The organism is Bradyrhizobium sp. S69, from assembly GCF_009766005.1.
GTDB lineage: Bacteria > Pseudomonadota > Alphaproteobacteria > Rhizobiales > Xanthobacteraceae > Bradyrhizobium.
Window position 1 is genome coordinate 25,165 of record NZ_LMUK01000028.1, and the last position, 22,557, is coordinate 47,721.

Consider the following 22,557-nt stretch of genomic DNA (forward strand, 5'->3'; position numbering starts at 1 on the left):
GGACAGCATGGCTGTCTCAATTGCGGTGCAGGCCCGGCACAGGGATTGCAACGAAAGTCAGGCGCCCATGCGCCAGAACGTAAAGGCAAGGTCGTTCCTCCGGGACGTTGAACGCCCAGGGAACGCCCAGGCCTTAATTCTGAAATTGTGGCTCGCGGAGGACGAGCGGTGGCCCGGTGGGTGCCGTAGACGCCCAAGGTGTGCCGCTGACAACGGTGAGGCCCTGGCCTTATTGAGAGGACGCCAGATGAGTGGGTCGCAGTTCGAGCGCGAAAACATCATCACCGATGCGCTGTCGGCCGGCCCGGCCTCGAAACCGGCCGACGACAACATCCAGCGCGAGCACACCTGGCGACCGCCGGCCGAAGGTCTTTATGACCTCAGCCTCGAAAAGGATTCCTGCGGTGTCGGCTTCATCGCCAACATCAAGGGCAAGAAATCGCACGGGATCGTATCCGACGCGATCAGCATTCTCTGCAACCTCGAACATCGCGGCGCGGTCGGCGCCGACCCGCGCGCCGGCGACGGCGCCGGCATCCTGGTGCAGATTCCGCACGCCTTCTTCGCGCGCAAGGCCGCCGAGATCGGCTTCCAATTGCCGACGCCGGGCGAATATGCCATCGGCGCACTGTTCATGCCGAGGGAGACGGCGTGGCGTAACGTCATCAAGAGCATCGTCGCCGACCAGATCAAGTCCGAAGGATTGACGCTGCTCGGCTGGCGCGAGGTGCCGACCGACAATTCCTCGCTCGGCGAGACCGTGAAGCCGACCGAGCCTGCCAACATGCAGGTGTTCATCGGCCGCAACGGCGCCGCCAAGACCGACGATGAGTTCGAACGCCGGCTCTATATCCTGCGCAAGTCGATCTCGCAGGCAATCTACCAGCGCCGCGACCGCGGCCTCGCCGGCTATTACCCGGTCTCGATGTCGTGCCGCACCGTGATCTACAAGGGCATGTTCCTCGCCGACCAACTCGGCAAATATTATCCCGACCTGCACGAGCCGGATTTCGAGAGCGCGCTGGCGCTGGTGCATCAGCGCTTTTCCACCAACACCTTCCCGACCTGGTCGCTGGCGCATCCCTATCGGATGATCGCGCATAATGGCGAGATCAACACGCTGCGCGGCAACGTCAACTGGATGGCGGCGCGGCAGGCCTCGGTCAGTTCGGAGCTGTACGGCAAGGACATCAGCCGGTTGTGGCCGATCTCCTATGAGGGACAAAGCGACACCGCTTGCTTCGACAATGCGCTCGAATTTCTGGTGCAGGGCGGCTACTCGCTGCCGCACGCGGTGATGATGATGATTCCGGAAGCCTGGGCCGGCAATCCGCTGATGGATGAGCAGCGCCGCGCGTTCTACGAATATCACGCCGCGATGATGGAGCCGTGGGACGGCCCCGCCGCGATCGCCTTCACCGACGGCCGCCAGATCGGCGCCACGCTCGATCGCAACGGCCTGCGCCCGGCGCGCTACCTCGTGACCCGAGACGACCGCATCATCATGGCGTCCGAAATGGGCGTGCTGAAAATCCCCGAGGACCAGATCGTCACCAAATGGCGGTTGCAGCCCGGCAAGATGCTGCTGGTCGACCTCGAAGAGGGCCGCCTCATCCCCGACGACGAGATCAAGGCGCAGCTTGCCGCAAGCCATCCCTATCGCGAGTGGCTCGGCCGCACCCAGATCGTGCTGGAAGAACTGCGGGATGCGCCGACCAAGGGCATGCGCTCCAACCTGCCGTTGCTCGACCGTCAGCAGGCGTTCGGCTATTCGCAGGAAGACATCACCATCCTGATGACGCCGATGGCGGCCACCGGCGAGGAAGCCGCGGGCTCGATGGGCAACGACACGCCGATCTCGGCGTTGTCGGACAAATCGAAAGCGCTGTTCACTTATTTCAAGCAGAATTTCGCACAGGTCACCAACCCGCCGATCGATCCGATCCGCGAGGAGCTGGTGATGAGCCTGGTCTCGATCATTGGGCCGCGGCCGAACCTGTTCGACCTCAAGGGCCTGGCCTCGACCAAACGCCTCGAAGTGCGCCAGCCGATCCTGACCGACGCCGATCTGGAAAAGATCCGTTCGATCTCGGACGTCGCCGAAAGCCATTTCAAGTCGCGCACGCTCGACACCACCTTCCATGCCGGCTTCGGCGCCGCCGGCCTCGAGCAGGTGCTCGACGAATTGTGTGCGCGCGCGGAGGCTGCCGTCCGCGAGGGCGTCAACATCATCATCCTGTCCGACCGCATGGCGGGCTCGGACCGGATTCCGATCCCCTCGCTGCTGGCCTGCGCCGCCGTGCATCATCATCTGATCCGTACCGGGCTGCGCACCTCGGTCGGCCTCGTGGTCGAATCCGGCGAACCGCGCGAGGTGCATCACTTCGCATGTTTGGCGGGCTACGGCGCCGAGGCGATCAATCCCTATCTCGCGTTCGAGACCATCATCGCGATGAAGGAACGCCTGCCGGGCTCGCTCGACGATTATGAGATCGTCAAGCGCTACATCAAGTCGATCGGCAAGGGCCTGCTCAAGGTGATGTCGAAGATGGGCATCTCGACCTATCAGTCCTATTGCGGCGCGCAGATTTTCGACGCGGTCGGACTGAAGGCGGAGTTCGTCGCAAAATATTTCGTCGGCACCCACACCCGCATTGAGGGCGTCGGGCTTGCCGAAATCGCCGAAGAAACCGCGCGCCGCCATGCCGATGCGTTCGGCGAAGCGCCGGTGTACAAGACAGCACTCGACGTCGGCGGCGAATATGCCTACCGCACCCGCGGCGAGGACCACGCCTGGACCGCCGAATCCGTCTCCACGTTGCAGCACGCGGTGCGCGGCAACTCGCTGGAGCGATATCGCGCATTCGCGAAAATCCTCAACGAACAGTCCGAGCGGTTGTTGACGCTGCGCGGCCTGTTCAAGATCAAGACCGCCGAGGACGAGAAGCGCAAACCTGTTCCGCTCGACCAGGTCGAATCCGCCAAAGAGATCGTCAAGCGTTTCGCCACCGGCGCGATGTCGTACGGCTCGATCTCGCGCGAGGCGCACACCACGCTGGCGATCGCGATGAACCGGATCGGCGGCAAGTCGAACACCGGCGAAGGCGGCGAGGAATCCGATCGCTACAAGCCGATGCCCAACGGCGATTCGATGCGCTCGGCGATCAAGCAGGTCGCTTCGGGCCGTTTCGGGGTGACGACGGAATATCTCGTCAACTCCGACATGATGCAGATCAAGATGGCGCAGGGCGCCAAGCCCGGCGAAGGCGGCCAATTGCCCGGCCACAAGGTCGACGCGACCATCGCCAAGGTGCGGCATTCGACACCCGGCGTCGGCCTGATCTCGCCGCCGCCGCATCACGACATCTATTCGATCGAGGATTTGGCGCAGCTCATTTACGACCTCAAGAACGTCAATCAGGAAGGCCAGGTTTCGGTCAAGCTGGTCTCCGAAATAGGTGTCGGCACGGTTGCGGCCGGCGTCGCCAAGGCGCGCGCCGACCACGTCACGATTTCCGGCTACGAGGGCGGCACGGGTGCGGCTCCGCTGACCTCGCTCAAGCACGCCGGCTCACCGTGGGAAATCGGCCTCGCCGAAACCCACCAGACGCTGGTGCGCGAACGGCTGCGCAGCCGCATCGTGGTCCAGGTCGACGGCGGGTTCCGCACCGGGCGCGACGTCGTGATCGGCGCGCTGCTCGGCGCCGACGAATTCGGCTTTGCCACCGCGCCGCTGATCGCGGCCGGCTGCATCATGATGCGCAAGTGCCATCTCAACACCTGCCCGGTCGGCGTCGCGACGCAGGATCCGGTGCTGCGCAAGCGCTTCACCGGCCAGCCGGAGCACGTCATCAACTACTTCTTCTTTGTCGCCGAGGAAGTGCGCGAGATCATGGCGGCGCTCGGCTACCGCAGCTTCAACGAGATGGTCGGCCAGACCCAGATGCTCGACCAGTCGAAGCTGGTGGCGCACTGGAAGGCGAAAGGGCTCGACTTCTCGAAGCTGTTCGTGCGCCAGAAGGAACTGCCCGGCCAGAAGATCTATCACTCCGAGAGCCAGAACCATCATCTGGAGGCGGTGCTCGACCGCAAGCTGATCGAAAACTCGCGGCCAGCCCTCGACCGCGGCGCGCCGGTCAAGTTCGAGGTCGAGATCAACAACACCGACCGCAGCGCCGGAGCAATGCTGTCCGGCGCGGTGGCGAAAATATATGGCCACGCCGGCCTGCCGCATGACACCATCCAGGTCAGCCTGAAAGGCACGTCAGGTCAGGCCTTTGGCGCGTGGCTGGCGCGCGGCATCACCTTCGAACTCGAGGGCGAAGGCAACGACTATGTCGGCAAGGGCCTTTCCGGCGGCCGCATCATCGTCAAGCCGCCGGCCAATTCCGGCATCGTGCCGGAGGAATCGATCATCGTCGGCAATACCGTGATGTACGGTGCGATCGAAGGCGAATGCTACTTCCGCGGCATCGCCGGCGAGCGCTTCGCGGTGCGCAACTCCGGCGCGGTCGCCGTGGTCGAAGGCGCCGGCGATCATTGCTGCGAATACATGACCGGCGGCATCGTGGTGGTGCTCGGCAAGACCGGGCGCAACTTCGCGGCCGGCATGTCGGGCGGCGTCGCCTATGTGCTGGATGAAGCCGGCGACTTCGAAAAGCTCTGCAACATGGCGATGATCGATCTGGAACCCGTGGTCTCGGAAGAGATGATCAACGAGGACACCTATCACCACACCGGTGACCTCGAAGCCCATGGCCGGGTCGACGTGTTCAAGGACCTGCTCGAGTCCGACGTCGAGCGGCTGCACATCCTGATCACACGCCACGCCAAGCTGGCGGGATCGAAGCGCGCCGCCGACATCCTGGCGGACTGGAAGACATGGCTGCCGAAATTCCGCAAGGTGATGCCGGTAGAGTACCGCCGCGCGCTGAAGGAATTGAAGGCAAAGAACGCCGACGCCGAGCCGAAGATCGCGATCGGGGCGTGATACAACGAGGAACTCTCAGCCGTCATTGCGAGCGCAGCGAAGCAATCCATTGGACCTCAAGGCATGGATTGCTTCGTCGCTTCGCTCCTCGCAATGACGGGACAAGCAACGAATACGAAGCACGATTGCAGGGGCGTCGGGTGTAATGGGCAAAATTACAGGTTTTCTCGAGATCGAGCGGCACGATCGCAAATATGCGCCGGTGGCCGAGCGCGTCAAAAGTTACAACGAATTCGTCGTTCCCCTGAGCGAGAAAGAGACGCGCGACCAGGCCGCGCGCTGCATGAATTGCGGCATTCCCTATTGCCACGGCACCGGCGCGGTGGCGCCGGGTACGCCGGGCTGCCCCGTCAACAACCAGATTCCGGACTTCAACGATCTGGTCTACCAGGGCAACTGGGAAGAAGCCTCGCGCAATCTGCACTCGACCAATAATTTTCCGGAATTCACCGGCCGGATCTGCCCGGCGCCGTGCGAGGCCTCCTGCACGCTCAACATCGACGACAATCCGGTCACCATCAAAACCATCGAATGCGCGATCGTCGACCGCGCCTGGGACAGCGGCTGGCTCAAGCCGGAAATCGCGACTCAAAAGACCGGCAAGAAGGTCGCCGTGATCGGCTCGGGCCCGGCGGGCATGGCCTGCGCGCAGCAACTGGCCCGCGCCGGCCACGAGGTGCATCTGTTCGAGAAATACGCCAAGGCCGGCGGCCTGCTGCGCTACGGCATTCCCGACTTCAAGATGGAGAAGCATGTCATCGACCGCCGCGTGACCCAGATGGAAGGCGAAGGCGTCATATTCCATTACGGCAACGCGGTCGGCGGCACCTCGCAGGGCGCGATCGATCCGCGCGAGATGCTGAACCACTATGACGTGCTGGCGCTGACCGGCGGCTCGGAGGCGCCGCGCGACCTGTTGATTCCCGGCCGCGACCTCGGCGGCATTCACTTCGCGATGGATTTTCTGCCGCAGCAGAATCGCCGGGTCTCCAGCGAGCCGCTCGGCAAGGACGCGGAGATTCTCGCCGGCGGCAAGCATGTGGTGGTGATCGGCGGCGGCGATACCGGCTCGGACTGTATCGGTACGTCGTTTCGGCAGGGCGCGTTGTCGGTGACGCAGCTCGAAATCATGGCAGCTCCCCCGGAGCATGAGGACAAGGGCCTGACCTGGCCGAACTGGCCGCTGAAGATGCGAACCTCGTCGAGCCAGGCCGAAGGCGCGCGGCGCGAATACGCGGTGCTGACGCAGAAATTCTCCGGCGGCGACGGCCAGGTCGGCAAACTGCATTGCGTGCAGGTTGACGACAAGTTCAAGCCGATCGCCGGCAGCGAGTTCGAGCTCGAGGCGCAACTGGTGCTGTTGGCGATGGGTTTTGTGCACCCCGTGCATGAGGGCCTGTTGAAGACGCTCGGCGTCGATCTCGACCAGCGCGGCAACGTGCGCGCCAACATGACCGACTACCAGACCTCGCGGCCGAACGTGTTCTCGGCCGGCGACATGCGCCGCGGCCAGTCGCTGGTGGTGTGGGCGATCCGCGAAGGGCGCCTGTGCGCGCGCGCGATCGACCAGCATTTGATGGGGACGACGAATCTGCCGAGGTGAGGTTTGCCGGCGTGTAACGAAAGCACCCGCAGCAAATGCGGTCGTCATACGCGGGCTTGACCCGCGTATCCATCGATCTTCGTAAGAGCATTTTTTAAAGGGATGGATGGCCGGATCAAGTCCGGCCATGACGGCCAACGGCGAGGCGACCGCGCGAACCCACCGCCGTCAATTCTGCACCCTCACACCCAGCATCATTATCGTCGATGCCGAGCTGGCGCCGGCGATGTTGGAGTTGAGGATGTCGCGGCGCACAGAGCCCTTGATCCAGAGATTGCGGGTCATCTTGTAGATCAGATCGCCCTCGACGCTGTAGGTCTTGTCGGAGCGGCCGTCGCCTTGATAGTCGTAGGTGCCGAAGGTGAATTTGCCGATCGCGGTCAGCCAGCGGCGAAAATCATGATCGGCCTCGACGGTGTAGGTGTGCACCAGCACGCCTGAGGTGCCCGGCAGCGTGGTCTCGCCGATCTGGGTGTCGGAATAGAATTTTGCCGTCGTCAGCGGCGTCGCGGTCCAGGTCAGCGACGCGGTGGTGAGCAGGCCCTCCAGCCGGCCGAGGCGGGAATCGGCATAGTCGCGCGCCTCATAGCCAACCGCGATTTCGCCGGTCAACAGCCGCGAGAATTCGAACGACGTGCCGCCCTTGGCATAGCCGCCGGTGGAATCGCGGGCGAAACCGTTGCGGTCGAGTGCGAGATCGTGGACGCGGCTGTCGCCCTCGACCTCGACGAACGGCTTCACGGCCGGCGTCAGTTCATAGCTGGCGCGGGTGATGCCGCCATACTGGTTGAAGTTGCGGTCGTCGTTGGTGGCGGTGGTGCCGTCGGTCAGCGTCGAGTTCTGATACACCGTGCGATCGACGGTGCCGCCGGCGTAGATGTTGAGGCGGTTGAAATTCTGGTCGACGCCGAAGGTGCCGCCGAGCGTGGTGTAGATCGGATAGCGGGCGAGCCCGGTCTGGATGTTCGGGCTGCCCGGATTGTCGGTGGACAGCAGGAGGCGCACTTCCGACAGGATGTGGGTGTCCTGGGTGACATCGAGACGGCCGTCGACATGGCCGGTGAAGCTCGGCCTCGAGACATCGGTCGGCGATGGCGAGATCGCGCCATCGACGATCGGCGGCAGGCTGTTGCCATAGCCCGTGAACGAGCCCCTGAGATCGGCGACCAGCGCGTGACGCTCCCAGTCGGACTGCGCCAAAAACTCCGGCGCCACCACCCAGAACGGCGCGCCTTTCGGCTCCGGGAGCCGGCCGGGATTGGTCTCATAGCCGCCGCTGACCTCGACCGCGGACTTGATCAGGAAGCCGCCGGCATAATCGCCGACCGGGCCGAATGGATCGTCGTCCACTTTCAGCCGCCTGCGCGACGGCTGACCGTCCACGGTGCCGGCCATCGCGGGCGGCAGCGGCGTCTTGTTGGCGGATTCCGATGGCGCGATCGACAGCCGCAATTGGCCGGCGGCGTTGAGCTTCGGTGGCGATGGCGGCGGCGTGCCCGGACCGGGCGACGGTTTCGTCTTGGCCTGCCCCGGATAAAGTTTCGGCTTCTTCAGCGTGCGATTAAGCGAGTCAAAACCGGAAGCGGAGGCCCCGCTGGCGGGAGGCAGGCCATATTGCGGAATCTGCCCGATTCGCGATGGCGCGGGTTTGTTGTCGGGGTCACGCAGCTGGTCGTCGTCGGTGTTGGCGTTGGGATCACCGCCGGCCGCGGTCTTGCGCAACGGCAAATCCTGCGGCGACACGAAGCCGCCTTGCACCGGGCGAAACAAATCGGGGGTGATGCTCTGGGCCTGCGCCAGGGTCTGATCGAAGGCGATCAGCGCAAGACAACTTAATGTCAGTCGGGTCAGCGTCAGGCACGGCAAAGACGCGCGTAAACTCGATGCGCGCTTGCGGCGGCCCGTGGCTGGACCCGACATCACGATAAAGATACTCCAACGAATTCAATTACTTGGCGATCAAGCCCCACGCCCGCGCGAATACGGCTGTGGAAAATGTCGTTAATGGAGTTAAAACAATTATGGTTAATGAGGCGTTGAGAACCGGCGGCCCCCGCGTCGCATCGCCGAGCCGGCCGTGCTAGGAAGGCCGTCAAGCTCAAGCATGGGCCGGCGAGCGGCCCCACTTCCCTGGAATCACAGATGGCCAAGACGAAACCGCTGATGGCAAAATCATCCGGCTCCGACCGCGCCAACGCCGCCATTCAATCGGCGTTGCGGACCCTCGACGCCGAGGGCAGCGGCGTCACCGCGATCGCGGCGGCGTTGCAGGGCCCGCTGGGGTCGGCTTTCGCCGCCGCCGTCAGCCTGATCCTTGAAGCCAAGGGCCGGGTGATCGTCACGGGTCTCGGCAAGTCCGGCCACGTCGCGCGCAAGATCGCGGCTACCTTTGCCTCGACCGGCACGCCCGCCTTCTTCGTGCATTCCGCCGAGGCCAGCCACGGCGATCTCGGCATGATCACCGCCGACGACGTCATCGTGGCGCTGTCGTGGTCCGGCGAGCAGCCGGAAATGAAGAACCTGATCACCTACGCCAAGCGTTTCCGGATCGCGCTGATCGCGATGACCGCGGAATCCGAATCGCCCCTGAGCAAGGCCGCCGATGTCGCGCTGACCTTGCCCAAGGCGCGCGAGGCCTGCCCGCATAATCTCGCCCCCACCACCTCCTCGCTGATGCTGCTGGCGCTGGGCGACGCGCTAGCGATCGCGCTGCTGGAAGGCCGGGGCTTTACCTCGGTGGATTTCAGCGTGCTGCATCCCGGCGGCAAGCTCGGCGCCATGCTGAAATATGTCCGCGACCTGATGCATGCCGGCGACGCGGTGCCGTTGCGGCCGCTCGGCACCAAAATGTCCGACGCGCTGGTCGAGATGTCGTCGAAAGGTTTTGGCTGTGTCGGCATCATCGATGGGCGCGGCCACATCGTCGGCATCGTCACCGACGGCGATTTGCGCCGCCACATCACGCGGCCCGATCTGATGACCGCTTTGGTCGACGACATCATGACCCGGAACCCGAAGACCATCGACCGCGACCTGCTCGCCAGCGAAGCGCTGGAAATGCTCAATTCGGCGAAGATCACCACGCTGATCGTGACCGAGGCCAGAAAGCCGGTCGGCATCGTGCACCTACACGATTTCCTGCGCGCCGGCGTGGCGTAAAGGCCCTCGTTCGACCTCCGCAGTTATCTCTGTCTCAGCCGTCATTCCGGGATGCGCCTCTTGGCGCAGGCCCGGAATCCATACCCCCGGTGGCAGCGTTCGGTTCTGAACAGCAATACTGGGGTTATGGATTCCGGGCTCGCGCGAGAGCGCGCCCCGGAACGACGAGACTTTAGTTAGTCGCCTCCGGAAACCTTGCGGCCTTTTCCTCCAGCGGCAGATCCAGCCCGTTCGCCAGATATGACACGGTGCGATAGAAGCCGCACAGCAGCATGATCTCGAAGATTTTCGCGTTGTCATAATGCGCCGACAGCGCCTTGTATTCGTCGTCGCTCAAGCTGGCGCGTTCATGCAGCGCATCGACGGTCGCGATCAGCGCCTGCTCGGCCGCGGTCCAGCACGGCGCATCGGCCGCGCCCCGCACCGTGGCGCGGACCTGGTGATCGGTTAGGCCCGCCGCATCGGCAAATATCGCGACATGCACGCCCCATTCATATTCGCATCCGGTCCGCGCGCAGGTCCGGTCGATCACGATCTCGCGCTCCCGTAACGACAGCGGTCCCTTGTCCAGCAGGCCGCCGGCGCGGAATTTCTCCCAGGCGCGCGAATGGCCGGCGATAACACGAAACAGCATCAGCGGCGGCGCGCCACGCATGATGCGGTCGAACTGCGCCTGGATATCCTGATCATAAGGCGGCTGCAGCGGTGCAATACGTGACATCGCGGACTCCTGTGCTACAATAAACGTAGCACACCGCTACATTATCTGTAGCGAAGCGCAAGGAGGCCTGCTTTGCCCAAACAGATGGCTGCCAGGAAAAAACGCCGGGTGCGCGGCTCGAGCTCAGGCCGGCCGATCATGGCGCTGCTCGATCTGCTGGGACGGCGATGGACCTTGCGGATCGTCTGGGAGCTTCGCGAACAACCGCTGAGCTCGCGCGCGCTGCGCGCCGCCTGCGATGACGCCTCACCGACCGTGCTTCAGGCGCGGTTGACCGATTTGCGCGAGGCGGACCTGGTCGAGCTTGTGCAGGAAAGCGGCTATCGCCTGACGGAGCTGGGCCGGGAATTATTCGACCAGTTCATGCCGCTCAATCGCTTCGCCGAGCGCTGGAGCAAACGCCCGGCGAATTGATTCAGGGCGCAGCCACCGTCAGGCTGGCACCATCGGCCTGCACGATCCTGACCCGGCTGCCGGCGGGGGCATCGGGGCCGGCGACGCGCCAGATCGTGTCGTCGATCCGCACCGTGCCGGCGCCGTCGATGATCGGTTTTTCCAGGGTAAAGACCCGGCCGACCAGCGCATCGGCGCGCTTGTTGAGGAACGGATTGCTTTTGCTGGCGCCATGATGGCCGCGCGCCACACGCCGCCACAACGGCACCGCGGCGGCGGCGAAGGCCGCGAACATCAGGATCTGCAACTGCCACGACGGATGCACGACGAACGACAACAGGCCGACCAACAGCGCCGCGAGGCCGAGCCAGAACAGGAACACGCCCGGCGCCACCAGCTCCAGCGCCATCAGGATGATGCCGAAGATCAGCCAGTTCCAGGTGCCCAGCGTCGAAAACATCTCGGCCATCGTGCGACCTTTCGTTACCGCGGCGGCGTTATCGGCGGTGGGGTTGACCCGGTGCTCGGCACCGAGCCGCGGCGCGCGGCGGCCTGTGCCGAGGCGGCGCTTTCGCCGAAGGTGGCTTTTGCGATTTCGCCGATGCCGGCGAGCGAGCCGAGAATGCTCACGGCCTCGATCGGCAGCATGATGATCTTCTGGTTCGGCGAGTCCGCCAGTTGCCCGAACGCCTTGATGTATTTGTCGGCGATGAAATAATTCAGCGCGGCGACGTCGCCTTTCGCAATCGCTTCAGAGACCATCTGCGTCGCCCTGGCTTCCGCTTCGGCGGAACGCTCGCGCGCCTCGGCGTCCCGGAATGCGGCTTCCTTGCGGCCCTCGGCCTGCAGTATCTGGCCCTGTTTTGCGCCTTCCGCCCGAAGGATCTCCGATTGGCGCTGGCCTTCGGCTTGCAGAATATCCGCGCGCTTGACGCGCTCGGCCTTCATCTGGCGTCCCATCGCCTCGACCAGGTCGGCGGGCGGCACGATGTCCTTGATCTCGATGCGGTTGACCTTCAATCCCCACGGCGACACCGCCGCGTCGACCACGCGCAGCAATCGCTCGTTGATCTCGTCGCGATGCGACAGCACCTGGTCGAGGTCCATCGACCCCATCACCGAGCGAATGTTGGTCATCGTCAATACGATGATCGCCTGGTTGAGATTGGAAACCTCGTAGCTTGCCTTCGCGGCGTCGAACACCTGGTAGAACGCAACGCCGTCCACCGTCACGGTGGCGTTGTCCTTGGTGATCACTTCCTGCTCCGGAATGTTGATCACCTGCTCCATCATGTTGATCTTGCGGCCGACCCGGTCGAAATAGGGGATGATGATGTTGAGCCCGGGCGCCAATGTGCGGGTGTATTTGCCGAACCGCTCGATGGTCCAGTCATAGCCCTGCGGCACCGTCTTGACGCCGGCAAACAGCGTGAAGATGACCAGCAGCACCACCGCAATGGCGAAAATACTAAACCCGTCCATAAAGCTCTCCCTGACGACCGAAGGCCGCGTGAAACGCAGATCGCACCGTACCGCAAAACGTTAACACGCTTTGCGGTGCGGCGAACCTCCTTTGGTCGCCAAGCCCAGATGTAAGGTTCGAAACGCCAGCAAGCCCGACACAAGACTTGTCATAAATCTTGCGATGATATCCAGCGACTATAGCCAGCCTTGCAGCTCGCGCAGCACCAGCTGGCGGATCACGTCCATGCCGGGCTCGCTGTCGTTCAGGCAGGGAATCGCGGCAAATTGCTCGCCGCCATGGTGCTTGAAGATCTCGGCGTTCTCCTGCGCGATTTCCTCCAGCGTCTCGAGGCAATCGGCCGAGAAACCGGGCGTGACGACGGCGATGCGGCGCACGCCGTCTTTCGCCAGTTGCTCGATCGTCTTGTCGGTGTAGGGTTTTAGCCACTGGTCGAAGCCGAAGCGCGACTGGAAAGTCAGCAGCAGCTTTCCGGCGTCCAGCCCCATGCGCTGGCGCAATGCATCGGTGGTCGCGACGCATTGCGACTGGTAGGGATCGCCCTTGTCGATGTATTTTTGCGGCATGCCGTGAAACGAGGCCACGATCAGTTCCGGCACGAACGGCAGGGTCGCCAGATGCGCGTTGATCGAAACCGCCAGCGCCTCGATGTAATTCGGATCGTCGTAATAAGGCGGGCTCACCCGCAAGGTCGGCTGCGCACGCATGGTGCGAAGCACCGCGAATACCTCGTCGCAGACGGTCGCCGACGTCGCCGCCGAATATTGCGGATAGAGCGGTACCACCAGCAGCCGGTCGCAGCCTTGCGCCGTCAGGGCGTCGATGCGCGAGCGGATCGACGGATTGCCGTAGCGCATCGCCCAATCGACCACGACATGGTCATGATCCGCGATCGCCGCGGCAAGCTTCTCGGATTGGGCCCGGGTGATGGTCTTGAGCGGGGACTCGTTGTTTTCGGTGTTCCAGATCTTGAGGTAATCGCGCGCCTTGCGCGCCGGGCGGGTGCGCAGGATAACGCCGTTGAGCGCCAGCTTCCACACCAGCCCCTGGTTTTCGATTACCCGCGGATCGGACAGGAACTCCTTCAGATAGACCCGCACGCCCCTGGTATCGGCGGTATCGGGCGTGCCGAGATTGACCAGCAGCACGCCGACGCGTTCCCGGGTGCCGGCGGCAGCAGCCGCGCCGCTTTCCTTAACGCTTGCTTTGGCGCCGTCGATGGGAACGATCACTGTCATGAGATCAGGGGCTTCGCGCGTTGCTCCATCCTTGTCAAGATAACGTCAGCTTCGCTAGGCTTGGCGCTGGCTGGGAGGAACCATGACGATCGCCGAATGGTGCGTTTTCGCCGCGCTGATGCTGTATCTGCTGACGATCGCGCCGATCAAGTGGATCGGTTTTCGCCGTTTCGACAACGCCAACCCGCGCGATCCGGCTTTTTATGAAGATCCGATCGGAGCCCGGGCGCTGGGCGCGCACCAGAACGGCATCGAGACGTTTCCGTTCTTCGCGATCGCCGTGCTGCTGGCGGAGTTCCGCGGCGGCCCGCAGCGCTTTGTCAATGAATTGGCGATCCTGTTCCTGATCGTGCGGATCGCTTACGTCCTCACCTATCTGGGCAACCGGCCGACGCTGCGGTCGATCCTGTGGGCGATCGGCTTTGTGATCAACACCGCGATCTTCTTCATGCCCGCGATCCGCAATTATCTGCCGATCTAGAGCGTTTTCAAGCCAACGGGTCGCGCAAATGCGCGCCCGATGACAGGCTCCGTGGGCACCGGTTCGCGTCAAGAAAACGCGTCAAGACAAAAGACTAGAGCCCCGATTCACGCCCTGCTCACGCCGCCTCTTTTGTCAGGCAGCTTCGGGCGTTTCCAGCAGACCGCGGCGACGCAGCAGCGCGTCGGGCTCCGGCTCGCGGCCGCGGAAGGCGACATAGGCGTCTTCCGGATCGCGCGAACCGCCGGAGGCATAGATATCGTCGAGCAGGCGCTTGGCGGTGGCCGGATCGAAGATATTGCCGGCCTCCTCGAAGGCGCCGAACGCGTCGGCATCCATCACTTCCGACCACATGTAGCTGTAATAGCCCGACGCGTAATGATCGCCGGAGAAGATATGGCCGAATTGCTGCGGCCGGTGCCGCAGCGAGATTTCGGCCGGCATCCCGATTTTTTCCAGCTCCTGGCGCTCGAACGCCCGCACGTCGCGGCTCGCCGCGGCTGGCTGGGTGTGGAATTCGAGATCGATCAGCGCCGAGGAGACGAATTCCACGGTGGCAAAGCCCTGGTTGAATTTTCGCGCGGCGATGAAGCGCTTGAGCAGATCATCCGGCAGCGGCTCGCCGGTCTGGTAGTGCCGGGCAAACTGGCGCAGCACCTGCGGCTGCTCTTGCCAATGCTCGTAAAGCTGCGACGGCAGCTCGACGAAATCCGTGAACACGCTGGTGCCCGACAGCGACGGATAGGTCACGTCCGACATCATGCCGTGCAGGCCGTGGCCGAATTCGTGAAACAGCGTGCGCGCATCGTCCGGCGATAGCAGCGACGGCTCGCCCTCGGCGCCCTTAGAGAAATTGCAGACATTGATCACCAGCGGCGCGATCTCGCCGTCGAGCTTCTGCTGGTCGCGCAGCGAGGTCATCCAGGCGCCGGAGCGCTTCGAGGACCGGGCAAAGTAATCGCCATAGAACAGCGCTTTGTGCCTGCCCGCGCTATCCCTGACCTCCCAGACCCGCACATCCGGATGCCAGACCGGAATATCCTTGCGCTCGGAGAACGTCACACCGAACAGCCTGGTGGCGCAGTCGAAGGCGGCCTCGATCATGTGGTCGAGCGCCAGGTAAGGCTTGATCGCGGCGTCGTCGAAATTGGCTTTGGCCTGCCGCAGCCTTTCCGCGTAATAGCGCCAGTCCCACGGCGCCAGCGCAAAATTGCCACCCTCCTCCGCCACCAGCGCCTGCAAGGCATCACGGTCGGCCAAAGCGCGGGCCCGGGCGGGCTTCCAGACCCGCTCCAACAGGCCCCGCACGGCTTCCGGCGTCTTGGCCATCGAATCCTCCAGCCGGTAGGCGGCGAAGGTCGGGAAGCCGAGCAGCTTGGCGCTCTCCTCGCGCAGACTGAGGATCTCGACGATGGTCTCGTTATTGTCGTTGTCGTTGGTGTTGTCGCCGCGCGCCGTGAACGCCTTGAAGACCTTCTCACGCAGGTCGCGCCGGGACGAGCTCTTGAGGAACGGCTCCACAAACGACCGCGACAGCGTCATGACGGCCTTGCCGGCCATGCCACGCTCCTCGGCCGCCGCCTTTGCCGCCGCGACAAAGCTGTCCGACAGGCCCTCTCGATCGCCCTCGCCGAGCTCCATGGCCCATTGCTGCTCGTCGCCGAGCAGATGATGGCTGAATGTGGTACCGAGATGGGCCAACCGCTCGTTGATCTTGGCCATCCGCTTCTTGGCGGCCTCGTCGAGGCCGGCGCCGGCACGATGGAAGCGGGTGTAGGTGCGCTCCAAAAGCCGCATCTGTTCGCCGGTCAGCCCGAACGTGGCGCGATTGTGGTGCAACAGCGCGATCCGGCCGAACAGCACCGCGTTCATCATGATCGGATTCCAGTGCCGGGCCATCCGCAACGACACCTCCTTGTCGACCTCGAGCAGCGCCGGGTTGGAATGCGCCGACACCAGATCGTAGAACACCGCCGCCACCCGGGAGAGCAGCTTGCCCGCACGTTCCAGCGCGGTGATGGTGTTGGCGAAATCCGGCGCCGACGGATCGTGGGTGATCGCGGCGACTTCGGCCGAATGGTCGGCGAAGGCCTGCTCGAAGGCGGGCAGGAAGTGCTCAGGGGCAATCGCGGCGAACGGCGGCGTCTCGAACGGCGTCTGCCAGGGCGTGAGAAGCGGGTTCGCCGAGGCTGGAGCAGCGGCCGCGGTTTGCAGGTTTTCTGACATCACAATTCCCGTTTTTCGCCAAAATGGTTCAAGCCCAAATACTCAAGGCTTGGATCGCCGACCTATATCACGCGATCGGGCTTTTTTAGGCCTTTTGCGCTTGATAGCAGGGGACTTTTCGGAGAGATTGCGCCCCTCAAACAGGATCCAGAAGATGAACGCGCAACCCGCCCCGACCGCCTCCCGCCAGATCGCCTGGCCCAGCGTCGTTACCGTGATCAGCGCGGCAATCCTGATCGGCGCCGAGGTGTTTGGCGCAGCCTTTGCCGGCGGCTGGGCGCTCGCGATCCTGTTCGGGCTCGGCGACACTGGCGCGCATGTGCTGCAAGCGGTGCTGTTTGGGATCGGCGTGCTCGTCATGATCGCCTTCATCCGCGCCGCGCAGCGCGTCGAGCCGTTCACCCGGCGCGCCTGAGCACGACAGGCCGACAAAGCATTCGAGGCGGAAGCTGAAGCCAAGAAAGCACTGCGCCGCAGGCCTCAAACGCTCACTTCTCGTTAAAGAAACTTAACGGCTGTTCAGATTCAGTGGTGCTTTTGCACACCCGCGGAAGAAATTTACCCGCAGCGCAAAAAAAATCTTGCACAGCGAACTCAAAAACCTTATTTGCCTTCTTGCCCAATTTCGCACGTGCCTGTGGTCGTGTGTCAGTCGGTAGGTATCCGGACAAGAGGCCGGACAGCCGCCAAGGGATGAAGAACCGAGGGTCGCTCAAGTCATTCTAGGCTTGAAAGGCCAGCATCTCTCTCAAGGGATGCCGCTGAAGGTCTCTCCATCCTTTGCAACCGTGACTGGCAGCCGGAGGCGAACCGGCGCACCTCGTTCTCAACGGGGGACGCGACTTAAAGCAACGACGGATCGGGCTTTTTTGGTCTCTACCGGCATTCCAACGCCGGCGCGGGCTACTGAAAAGGCTTGTCCTTCATTGCCAGGTGAGCGGGCGGGAGCAATCCCAACCAATCCACGGCAGCACAGTCTGGTTTGAGTCTTTTGGCTTCGTCGCGCCTCCATCGCGCGATGTGGCCGGAGCGCTCTTATCCGACATCATTTTTTGAACGGAATCCCCGTCGCTGGGACCGTTCGGGAGAGTGCTATGACCGAACGTATTCAGGAATTCCTGCGCAACCGCCGCAGCGAGGGCCAGGACACCGAGCCGTGCCTCGTGGTCGACCTTGAGGTCGTGCGCGACAATTATCAGACCTTTGCCAAGGCCTTGCCGGACAGCCGCGTGTTCTACGCGGTGAAGGCAAATCCGGCGCCGGAGGTGCTGTCGCTGCTGGCCTCGATGGGCTCGTGCTTCGACACCGCGACGGTCGCCGAAATCGAAATGGCGCTGGCTGCGGGGGCGACGCCCGACCGCGTCTCCTATGGCAATACGATCAAGAAGGAGCGCGACATCGCACGCGCCTTCGCGCTCGGCATTCGCCTGTTCGCGGTCGATTGCTCCGCCGAGGTCGAGAAGATCGCCCGTGCCGCTCCCGGCGCCAAGGTGTTCTGCCGCATTCTGTATGACTGCGCGGGCGCCGAATGGCCGCTGTCGCGCAAGTTCGGCTGCGATCCGGAAATGGCCGTCGAAGTGCTCGACCTCGCCAAGCGTCTGGGCCTGGAGCCGGTCGGCATCTCGTTCCATGTCGGCTCGCAGCAGCGCAAGGTGAAGGCGTGGGACCGTGCGCTGGCGATGGCCTCGACGGTGTTCCGTGACTGCGCCGAACGCGGGATCAACCTGTCCATGGTCAACATGGGCGGAGGGTTCCCGACCAAGTACCTCAAGGACGTTCCTCCGGTCGTGCAGTACGGCCGGTCGATCTTCCGTGCGCTGCGCAAGCATTTCGGCAACCAGATCCCCGAGACCATCATCGAACCGGGCCGCGGCATGGTCGGTAATGCTGGCATCATCGAAACCGAAGTCGTTCTGATCTCCAAGAAGAGCGACGAGGACGAGGTGCGCTGGGTGTATCTGGACATCGGCAAGTTCGGCGGTCTCGCCGAGACGATGGACGAGTCGATCCGCTACGCCATCCGCACGCCGCATGACGGTGCGGACATGACGCCGTGCGTGCTCGCGGGACCGACCTGCGATTCCGCCGACGTGCTGTACGAGAAGATGCCGTATCCGCTCCCGGTTACGCTCGAGATCGGCGACAAGCTGCTGATCGAAGGCACCGGCGCCTATACATCGACCTACTCGTCGGTGGCGTTCAACGGCATCCCGCCACTGCGGACCTACCACATCTGACCTCATCTTATTGAGGCCTGACTAACCGGGAGCCGGCGCGCCGGCTCTCATCCTGCATTTTTGAAATTTCCGACAACGCTTCCGGCGGCCCGATCGCCGTTGGAAGTGAGGACTGACGTGCCATGACTGCTCTGCGGAACACCACCATTGCCCTGCTGCCGAATGCCGCTCCGTTCGCGATCCGTGCGGAACGAGCATCCGACGTCGTTGCGCGCGAAGCGCTGCTGGATGCCTGCTTTGGCGCGAACCGCCATACGCGCACCTGCCAGCGCCTGCGCGACGGACGCGCGCCCGCCGAAGGCCTTGCCCTGTCGGTCGTGCGCCAGGACGGGCAAGAACGGCTGGTTGGAACCGTGCGGTTGTGGCACGTCAGCGCCGGGGATGTCCCGGCGCTCATGCTCGGCCCGCTCGCGGTAGATGATAGCTGCCGCGAGCTCGGCGTCGGGGCTGCGCTCATGGAGCAGGCGCTTGCGGCGGCGACGGCGCTTGGCCATGGCGCGGTCATCCTGCTCGGCGACGCCCCCTATTACGCCCGCTTCGGCTTCTCGCCCGCCAAGACCTCGGAGCTGGCGTTGCCCGGCCCGTTCGAGCGCGACCGCCTGCTCGGGCTCGAACTGCGCCAAGGCGCGCTCGACGGCGCCCGGGGCATGATCGCGCCGACGGGAGCCTTGCTGCCGAACACCGTCTCGAAGCGGGGGGCGTCCCGCGCCAGCAAGGCGGCGCAGCTCGTGCCGCACGCGGCCTGAACGCGCCATGATGAAGCGTTCCCGGTGAGGTAGCGAAAACTTGCGCTCCCCGGCGAAAACCCCGTAAACCGCGCCAAACCCGCTTTTTGAGGTCCACAAATGCCACGCCGCCTGATTTCCACCGGCTCGCCTTTTGAGCGGACCGCCGGCTACAGCCGCGCCGTGATCGACGGTGATTTTGCCTTCGTTTCGGGGACCACCGGCTATGACTACAGCACCATGACGATGCCCGCCGATGTCACGAGCCAGACACGAAACTGCTTCAAGACCATCGAAGCGGCCCTGAAAGAGGGCGGCTTCGCGATGACCGACATCGTCCGCGCGACCTATTACATCACCGACGCCAAGGACGCGGACGCCCACTTCGCGGTCTGCGGCGAAGTCTTCGGCGAGATCCGTCCCGCCGCAACCCTCTTGGTCGTCGCCGGGCTCTACAAGCCCGAGATGAAGGTCGAGATCGAAGTGACTGCCAAGCGTACCACCTAATCCCCCTGCTCAGCCGTTAGCCCTGTTACGACTGGAGACCATTATGAGCCCCGCCTCGCAGATCTACGCGAAGATTACCGGCCCCATCGTCATGGTTGGCTTCGGCTCCATCGGCAAAGGCACGTTGCCGATGATCGAGCGGCATCTCGATTACGACAAGTCGCGCGTTACCGTGATCGATCCCAAGGACGAGGGCCGCAAGGCACATTGCGAGAAGCACAATGTCAGATTCATCCAGCAGGGCGTGACCAAGGACAATTATCGCGACTTGCTCACCCCGCTGCTCACGGAAGGCGGCGGCCAGGGTTTTTGCGTCAATCTCTCGGTCGATACCGGCTCTACCGACATCATGGAGCTCTGCAACGAACTTGGCGCTCTTTACATCGACACCGTCAACGAGCCCTGGCTCGGCTTCTATTTCGATTCCTCGAAGGGCCCGGAAGCGCGCTCCAACTACGCGCTTCGCGAGGTGACGCTGGCCGCCAAGAAGGCGCGCCCCGCGGGCTCCACGACGGCCGTCTCCTGCTGTGGCGCCAATCCCGGCATGGTCTCTTTTTTCGCCAAGCAGGCGCTGCTCAATGTCGCCGCCGATCTGAAGCTCAATGCTCCCAAGCCGAAGACCAAAGCCGAATGGGCGGACTTGATGCGGCAGGCTGGCGTCAAGGGCATCCACATCGCCGAACGCGACACTCAGCGCTCCAAGTCGCCGAAAGAGCCGGACGTCTTCGTCAACACCTGGTCGGTCGAAGGTTTCCTGTCGGAAGGCGTGCAGCCGTCCGAACTCGGTTGGGGCACCCATGAAAAATGGATGCCCGAGAATGCGCATACCCACGAAGCAGGCTGCGGCGCCGCCATCTATCTGATGCAGCCCGGCGCCGACACCCGCGTGCGCACCTGGTGCCCGACCCGTGGCGCGCAGTACGGCTTCCTCGTCACCCACAACGAGTCGATCTCGATCGCCGATTACTTCACGGTGCGTGACGCATCGGGCACGGCGATCTATCGGCCGACCTGCCACTATGCCTATCATCCGGCCGACGATGCCGTGCTGTCGCTGCATGAAATGTTCGGCCGCGCCGCGAAAATGCAGGAGAAGCATCACATCCTCGATGAGAACGAAATCGTCGATGGCATCGACGAACTCGGCGTGCTGCTGTTCGGCCATGACAACAATGCCTACTGGTACGGCTCGCAGCTCTCGATCGAGGAGACCCGCAAACTCGCGCCCTATCAGAACGCCACCGGCCTGCAAGTGACCTCCGCCGTGCTCGGCGGCATGGTGTGGGCGCTGGAAAACCCGAGCGAAGGCATCGTCGAAGCCGACGAGATGGATTTCGATCGTTTGCTGGAAATCCAGCTGCCGTATCTCGGCCCGGTGAAGGGCTATTACACCGACTGGACGCCGCTCACGGGTCGTCCGGGACTGTTCCCGGAGGATATCGACCTCAGCGACCCCTGGCAGTTCAAGAATGTGCTGGTGCGCTGAGGCATCGGGTCGCGCCACGGCGCCGGCCATTTTCGGATCAGGGGATGCGCATCGTAACCCCTGATTAATCATATCGCGCCAAGCTGGCGGATTAGTTCTGATGCGAAGGCCCTGAGCCGTCGCGGCGGCTTCGTTCTCGCGACGGCTCCTCAGTGGAGCGGTGAGCATGCGCGCGATGATCGCTATCGTCCTTGCGGCGGTTGCGCTGGCTGGTTGCAAGCCCGACAACGACGTGACGGGCTCGATCAACTGCGCCAACAAGCTTTACAGCCCGTACCATCCCAAAGACATGAACCAATGCATGGCGGCGTGCATCGCCTGCGATCGCGGCGTGATCACCACCTGCTCCACATCCTGCACGCTCAAGGGCGCGCGCTGATCGGCCAGTTGTCATACGCGGGCTTGACCCGGTGACGACGATTTACTTCGCCAGATAATCGAACGCCACGCTGCCGAGGCCGAGCGTGAGGTCGGCCTTGAAATGCAGCGCCGAGACCACCTCGCGCACCGGCAGCCGCGAAACGTCGGCGAGGGCGTGCGGGAACAGGCCGAGCGCCGCGGGGCCGGTCCAGGCCTCTTTCAAGGTGATATCCTCGAGACTGAAGCGCACCAGTTCGCAAATCCGCGGAGTGCCATCGACATGCGGGATGATCTTCAGGATGAAATTCGGCGCCTTCATGCTCTTGAGCACCGCATCATGATCGGCCTGACGGTGCTTGTAGCCCATGGTGGCCGAGGCGCAGAGCACGGAGCCGTAATGCAGCGATCCCACCAATACATCGCTTTCGACTTCGATCTTGGGTGTGGCGCGCTTCTTGGGAAATCCCCATAGCTCGCGGCCGCCGGCGATCGGCGCATCGTCGTCGAGATACATTGCGTGGGTATAGGCGCCGTCCTCGCCGTTGAAACGGACCGGAATCACCTGCCCGGTTTCGGTGTAGTCGCCGAAGCCGGTCGAGTCGGGCATCCGGATGAATTCATATTTGACCACCGAATCCGTGATCTCCAGCGGCTCCGGCACCACGGCGGCCAGCGCTTCCGGATCGGTCCGATAGGTGATGACGAAATATTCCCGATTGTAGAATCGATAAGGCCCGGGCGGAAACGACGGATTGGTCAGCGGCATCGAATAGGCGGTTCGCCTGACATCGTCGATCTTCATCATTCACCTCGTTGGTTGATCCGCGCTGCCGATAATTATGCCGCAGCGCCTGCCAACAATCGAGGCCGTAAAATCGGCAGCAGGCTGCCGATCGTCGTCACGCGGTCATATGGCCGAACCCAATGACCGGGCGGACCAAATGCCCC

General features: G+C 63.5%; 18 protein-coding genes. 11 read left to right on the forward strand and 7 right to left on the reverse strand.

Annotated features, from left to right (window positions below; genetic code table 11):
• Positions 1-247: 247 nt before the first annotated feature.
• Positions 248-4,990 carry a glutamate synthase large subunit gene (gene gltB, locus GSQ88_RS11870; protein WP_159007941.1) on the forward strand — a complete coding sequence of 1,581 codons (4,743 nt, stop codon included), beginning with the start codon at positions 248-250 and terminating at the stop codon, positions 4,988-4,990.
• Positions 4,991-5,135: 145 nt separating this feature from the next.
• Complete coding sequence (locus GSQ88_RS11875; RefSeq protein ID WP_159007942.1) at positions 5,136-6,593, forward strand: glutamate synthase subunit beta; 1,458 nt, start codon at positions 5,136-5,138, stop codon at positions 6,591-6,593.
• Between the two features lie 168 nt (positions 6,594-6,761).
• Here the strand turns inward: GSQ88_RS11875 and GSQ88_RS11880 are convergent, their stop codons facing one another.
• The gene (locus tag GSQ88_RS11880; RefSeq protein ID WP_159007975.1) at positions 6,762-8,513 is read right to left on the reverse strand and encodes an outer membrane beta-barrel protein; all 1,752 of its coding nucleotides are present in this window, start codon (positions 8,511-8,513) and stop codon (positions 6,762-6,764) included.
• Between the two features lie 222 nt (positions 8,514-8,735).
• Here GSQ88_RS11880 and GSQ88_RS11885 point away from each other — a divergent pair, with 222 nt between their 5' ends.
• Positions 8,736-9,752, forward strand: coding sequence for a KpsF/GutQ family sugar-phosphate isomerase (locus GSQ88_RS11885; RefSeq protein ID WP_159007943.1), 1,017 nt, complete (start codon positions 8,736-8,738; stop codon positions 9,750-9,752).
• 172 nt (positions 9,753-9,924) lie between these two features.
• Here the strand turns inward: GSQ88_RS11885 and GSQ88_RS11890 are convergent, their stop codons facing one another.
• Entirely contained in the window at positions 9,925-10,473 is a 549-nt protein-coding gene (locus GSQ88_RS11890; RefSeq protein ID WP_159007944.1) for a carboxymuconolactone decarboxylase family protein, read from the reverse strand.
• Positions 10,474-10,557: 84 nt separating this feature from the next.
• Here GSQ88_RS11890 and GSQ88_RS11895 point away from each other — a divergent pair, with 84 nt between their 5' ends.
• Complete coding sequence (locus GSQ88_RS11895) at positions 10,558-10,887, forward strand: winged helix-turn-helix transcriptional regulator (protein WP_159007976.1); 330 nt, start codon at positions 10,558-10,560, stop codon at positions 10,885-10,887.
• A 1-nt stretch (position 10,888) separates the two neighbouring features.
• On the opposite strand, the gene GSQ88_RS11900 is transcribed toward GSQ88_RS11895, so the two are convergent.
• From GSQ88_RS11900 to hemH, 3 genes are all read right to left on the reverse strand, one after another.
• On the reverse strand, positions 10,889-11,335 hold the full coding sequence (locus GSQ88_RS11900; RefSeq protein WP_159007945.1) for an NfeD family protein: 447 nt from the start codon (positions 11,333-11,335) through the stop codon (positions 10,889-10,891).
• 14 nt (positions 11,336-11,349) lie between these two features.
• On the reverse strand, positions 11,350-12,348 hold the full coding sequence (locus GSQ88_RS11905) for an SPFH domain-containing protein (protein WP_159007946.1): 999 nt from the start codon (positions 12,346-12,348) through the stop codon (positions 11,350-11,352).
• 177 nt (positions 12,349-12,525) lie between these two features.
• On the reverse strand, positions 12,526-13,587 hold the full coding sequence (hemH, locus tag GSQ88_RS11910; RefSeq protein WP_159007947.1) for a ferrochelatase: 1,062 nt from the start codon (positions 13,585-13,587) through the stop codon (positions 12,526-12,528).
• Positions 13,588-13,669: 82 nt separating this feature from the next.
• Between hemH and GSQ88_RS11915 the strand changes: the two genes are divergently transcribed.
• Positions 13,670-14,068 carry an MAPEG family protein gene (locus GSQ88_RS11915; protein WP_159007948.1) on the forward strand — a complete coding sequence of 133 codons (399 nt, stop codon included), beginning with the start codon at positions 13,670-13,672 and terminating at the stop codon, positions 14,066-14,068.
• A 135-nt stretch (positions 14,069-14,203) separates the two neighbouring features.
• On the opposite strand, the gene GSQ88_RS11920 is transcribed toward GSQ88_RS11915, so the two are convergent.
• Positions 14,204-16,294, reverse strand: a complete 2,091-nt coding sequence (locus GSQ88_RS11920; RefSeq protein WP_159007949.1) for a M3 family metallopeptidase — start codon at positions 16,292-16,294, stop codon at positions 14,204-14,206.
• 154 nt (positions 16,295-16,448) lie between these two features.
• On the opposite strand from GSQ88_RS11920, the gene GSQ88_RS11925 reads away from it, so the two are divergent.
• The 6 genes from GSQ88_RS11925 to GSQ88_RS11955 all read left to right on the forward strand — a co-directional run bounded on the left by GSQ88_RS11925 (position 16,449) and on the right by GSQ88_RS11955 (position 21,628).
• Entirely contained in the window at positions 16,449-16,709 is a 261-nt protein-coding gene (locus tag GSQ88_RS11925) for a hypothetical protein (RefSeq protein ID WP_159007950.1), read from the forward strand.
• Between the two features lie 679 nt (positions 16,710-17,388).
• A complete protein-coding gene (locus tag GSQ88_RS11935) occupies positions 17,389-18,531 on the forward strand; it encodes a type III PLP-dependent enzyme (RefSeq protein WP_159007951.1) in 1,143 nt (380 codons plus the stop codon).
• Positions 18,532-18,653: 122 nt separating this feature from the next.
• On the forward strand, positions 18,654-19,277 hold the full coding sequence (locus GSQ88_RS11940) for a GNAT family N-acetyltransferase (protein ID WP_159007952.1): 624 nt from the start codon (positions 18,654-18,656) through the stop codon (positions 19,275-19,277).
• A 99-nt stretch (positions 19,278-19,376) separates the two neighbouring features.
• Positions 19,377-19,763, forward strand: a complete 387-nt coding sequence (locus GSQ88_RS11945; protein ID WP_159007953.1) for a RidA family protein — start codon at positions 19,377-19,379, stop codon at positions 19,761-19,763.
• Positions 19,764-19,806: 43 nt separating this feature from the next.
• Positions 19,807-21,249, forward strand: a complete 1,443-nt coding sequence (locus tag GSQ88_RS11950; RefSeq protein ID WP_159007954.1) for a homospermidine synthase — start codon at positions 19,807-19,809, stop codon at positions 21,247-21,249.
• 166 nt (positions 21,250-21,415) lie between these two features.
• Positions 21,416-21,628, forward strand: a complete 213-nt coding sequence (locus GSQ88_RS11955) for a hypothetical protein (RefSeq protein ID WP_159007955.1) — start codon at positions 21,416-21,418, stop codon at positions 21,626-21,628.
• Between the two features lie 42 nt (positions 21,629-21,670).
• On the opposite strand, the gene GSQ88_RS11960 is transcribed toward GSQ88_RS11955, so the two are convergent.
• Entirely contained in the window at positions 21,671-22,411 is a 741-nt protein-coding gene (locus GSQ88_RS11960) for an acetoacetate decarboxylase (protein WP_159007956.1), read from the reverse strand.
• Between the last annotated feature and the right edge of the window lie 146 nt (positions 22,412-22,557).

What these genes read in the sequence shown, in the direction of transcription:
- GSQ88_RS11880 (WP_159007975.1), bottom strand. Translation starts at nt 8,513, where the DNA reads ATGTCGGGTCCAGCCACGGGCCGCCGCAAGCGCGCATCGAGTTTACGC.
- gltB (WP_159007941.1), top strand. Translation starts at nt 248, where the DNA reads ATGAGTGGGTCGCAGTTCGAGCGCGAAAACATCATCACCGATGCGCTG.
- GSQ88_RS11950 (WP_159007954.1), top strand. Translation starts at nt 19,807, where the DNA reads ATGAGCCCCGCCTCGCAGATCTACGCGAAGATTACCGGCCCCATCGTC.
- GSQ88_RS11905 (WP_159007946.1), bottom strand. Translation starts at nt 12,348, where the DNA reads ATGGACGGGTTTAGTATTTTCGCCATTGCGGTGGTGCTGCTGGTCATC.
- GSQ88_RS11945 (WP_159007953.1), top strand. Translation starts at nt 19,377, where the DNA reads ATGCCACGCCGCCTGATTTCCACCGGCTCGCCTTTTGAGCGGACCGCC.
- GSQ88_RS11940 (WP_159007952.1), top strand. Translation starts at nt 18,654, where the DNA reads ATGACTGCTCTGCGGAACACCACCATTGCCCTGCTGCCGAATGCCGCT.
- GSQ88_RS11935 (WP_159007951.1), top strand. Translation starts at nt 17,389, where the DNA reads ATGACCGAACGTATTCAGGAATTCCTGCGCAACCGCCGCAGCGAGGGC.
- hemH (WP_159007947.1), bottom strand. Translation starts at nt 13,587, where the DNA reads ATGACAGTGATCGTTCCCATCGACGGCGCCAAAGCAAGCGTTAAGGAA.
- GSQ88_RS11925 (WP_159007950.1), top strand. Translation starts at nt 16,449, where the DNA reads ATGAACGCGCAACCCGCCCCGACCGCCTCCCGCCAGATCGCCTGGCCC.
- GSQ88_RS11895 (WP_159007976.1), top strand. Translation starts at nt 10,558, where the DNA reads ATGGCTGCCAGGAAAAAACGCCGGGTGCGCGGCTCGAGCTCAGGCCGG.
- GSQ88_RS11900 (WP_159007945.1), bottom strand. Translation starts at nt 11,335, where the DNA reads ATGGCCGAGATGTTTTCGACGCTGGGCACCTGGAACTGGCTGATCTTC.
- GSQ88_RS11875 (WP_159007942.1), top strand. Translation starts at nt 5,136, where the DNA reads ATGGGCAAAATTACAGGTTTTCTCGAGATCGAGCGGCACGATCGCAAA.
- GSQ88_RS11955 (WP_159007955.1), top strand. Translation starts at nt 21,416, where the DNA reads ATGCGCGCGATGATCGCTATCGTCCTTGCGGCGGTTGCGCTGGCTGGT.
- GSQ88_RS11960 (WP_159007956.1), bottom strand. Translation starts at nt 22,411, where the DNA reads ATGAAGATCGACGATGTCAGGCGAACCGCCTATTCGATGCCGCTGACC.
- GSQ88_RS11885 (WP_159007943.1), top strand. Translation starts at nt 8,736, where the DNA reads ATGGCCAAGACGAAACCGCTGATGGCAAAATCATCCGGCTCCGACCGC.
- GSQ88_RS11920 (WP_159007949.1), bottom strand. Translation starts at nt 16,294, where the DNA reads ATGTCAGAAAACCTGCAAACCGCGGCCGCTGCTCCAGCCTCGGCGAAC.
- GSQ88_RS11915 (WP_159007948.1), top strand. Translation starts at nt 13,670, where the DNA reads ATGACGATCGCCGAATGGTGCGTTTTCGCCGCGCTGATGCTGTATCTG.
- GSQ88_RS11890 (WP_159007944.1), bottom strand. Translation starts at nt 10,473, where the DNA reads ATGTCACGTATTGCACCGCTGCAGCCGCCTTATGATCAGGATATCCAG.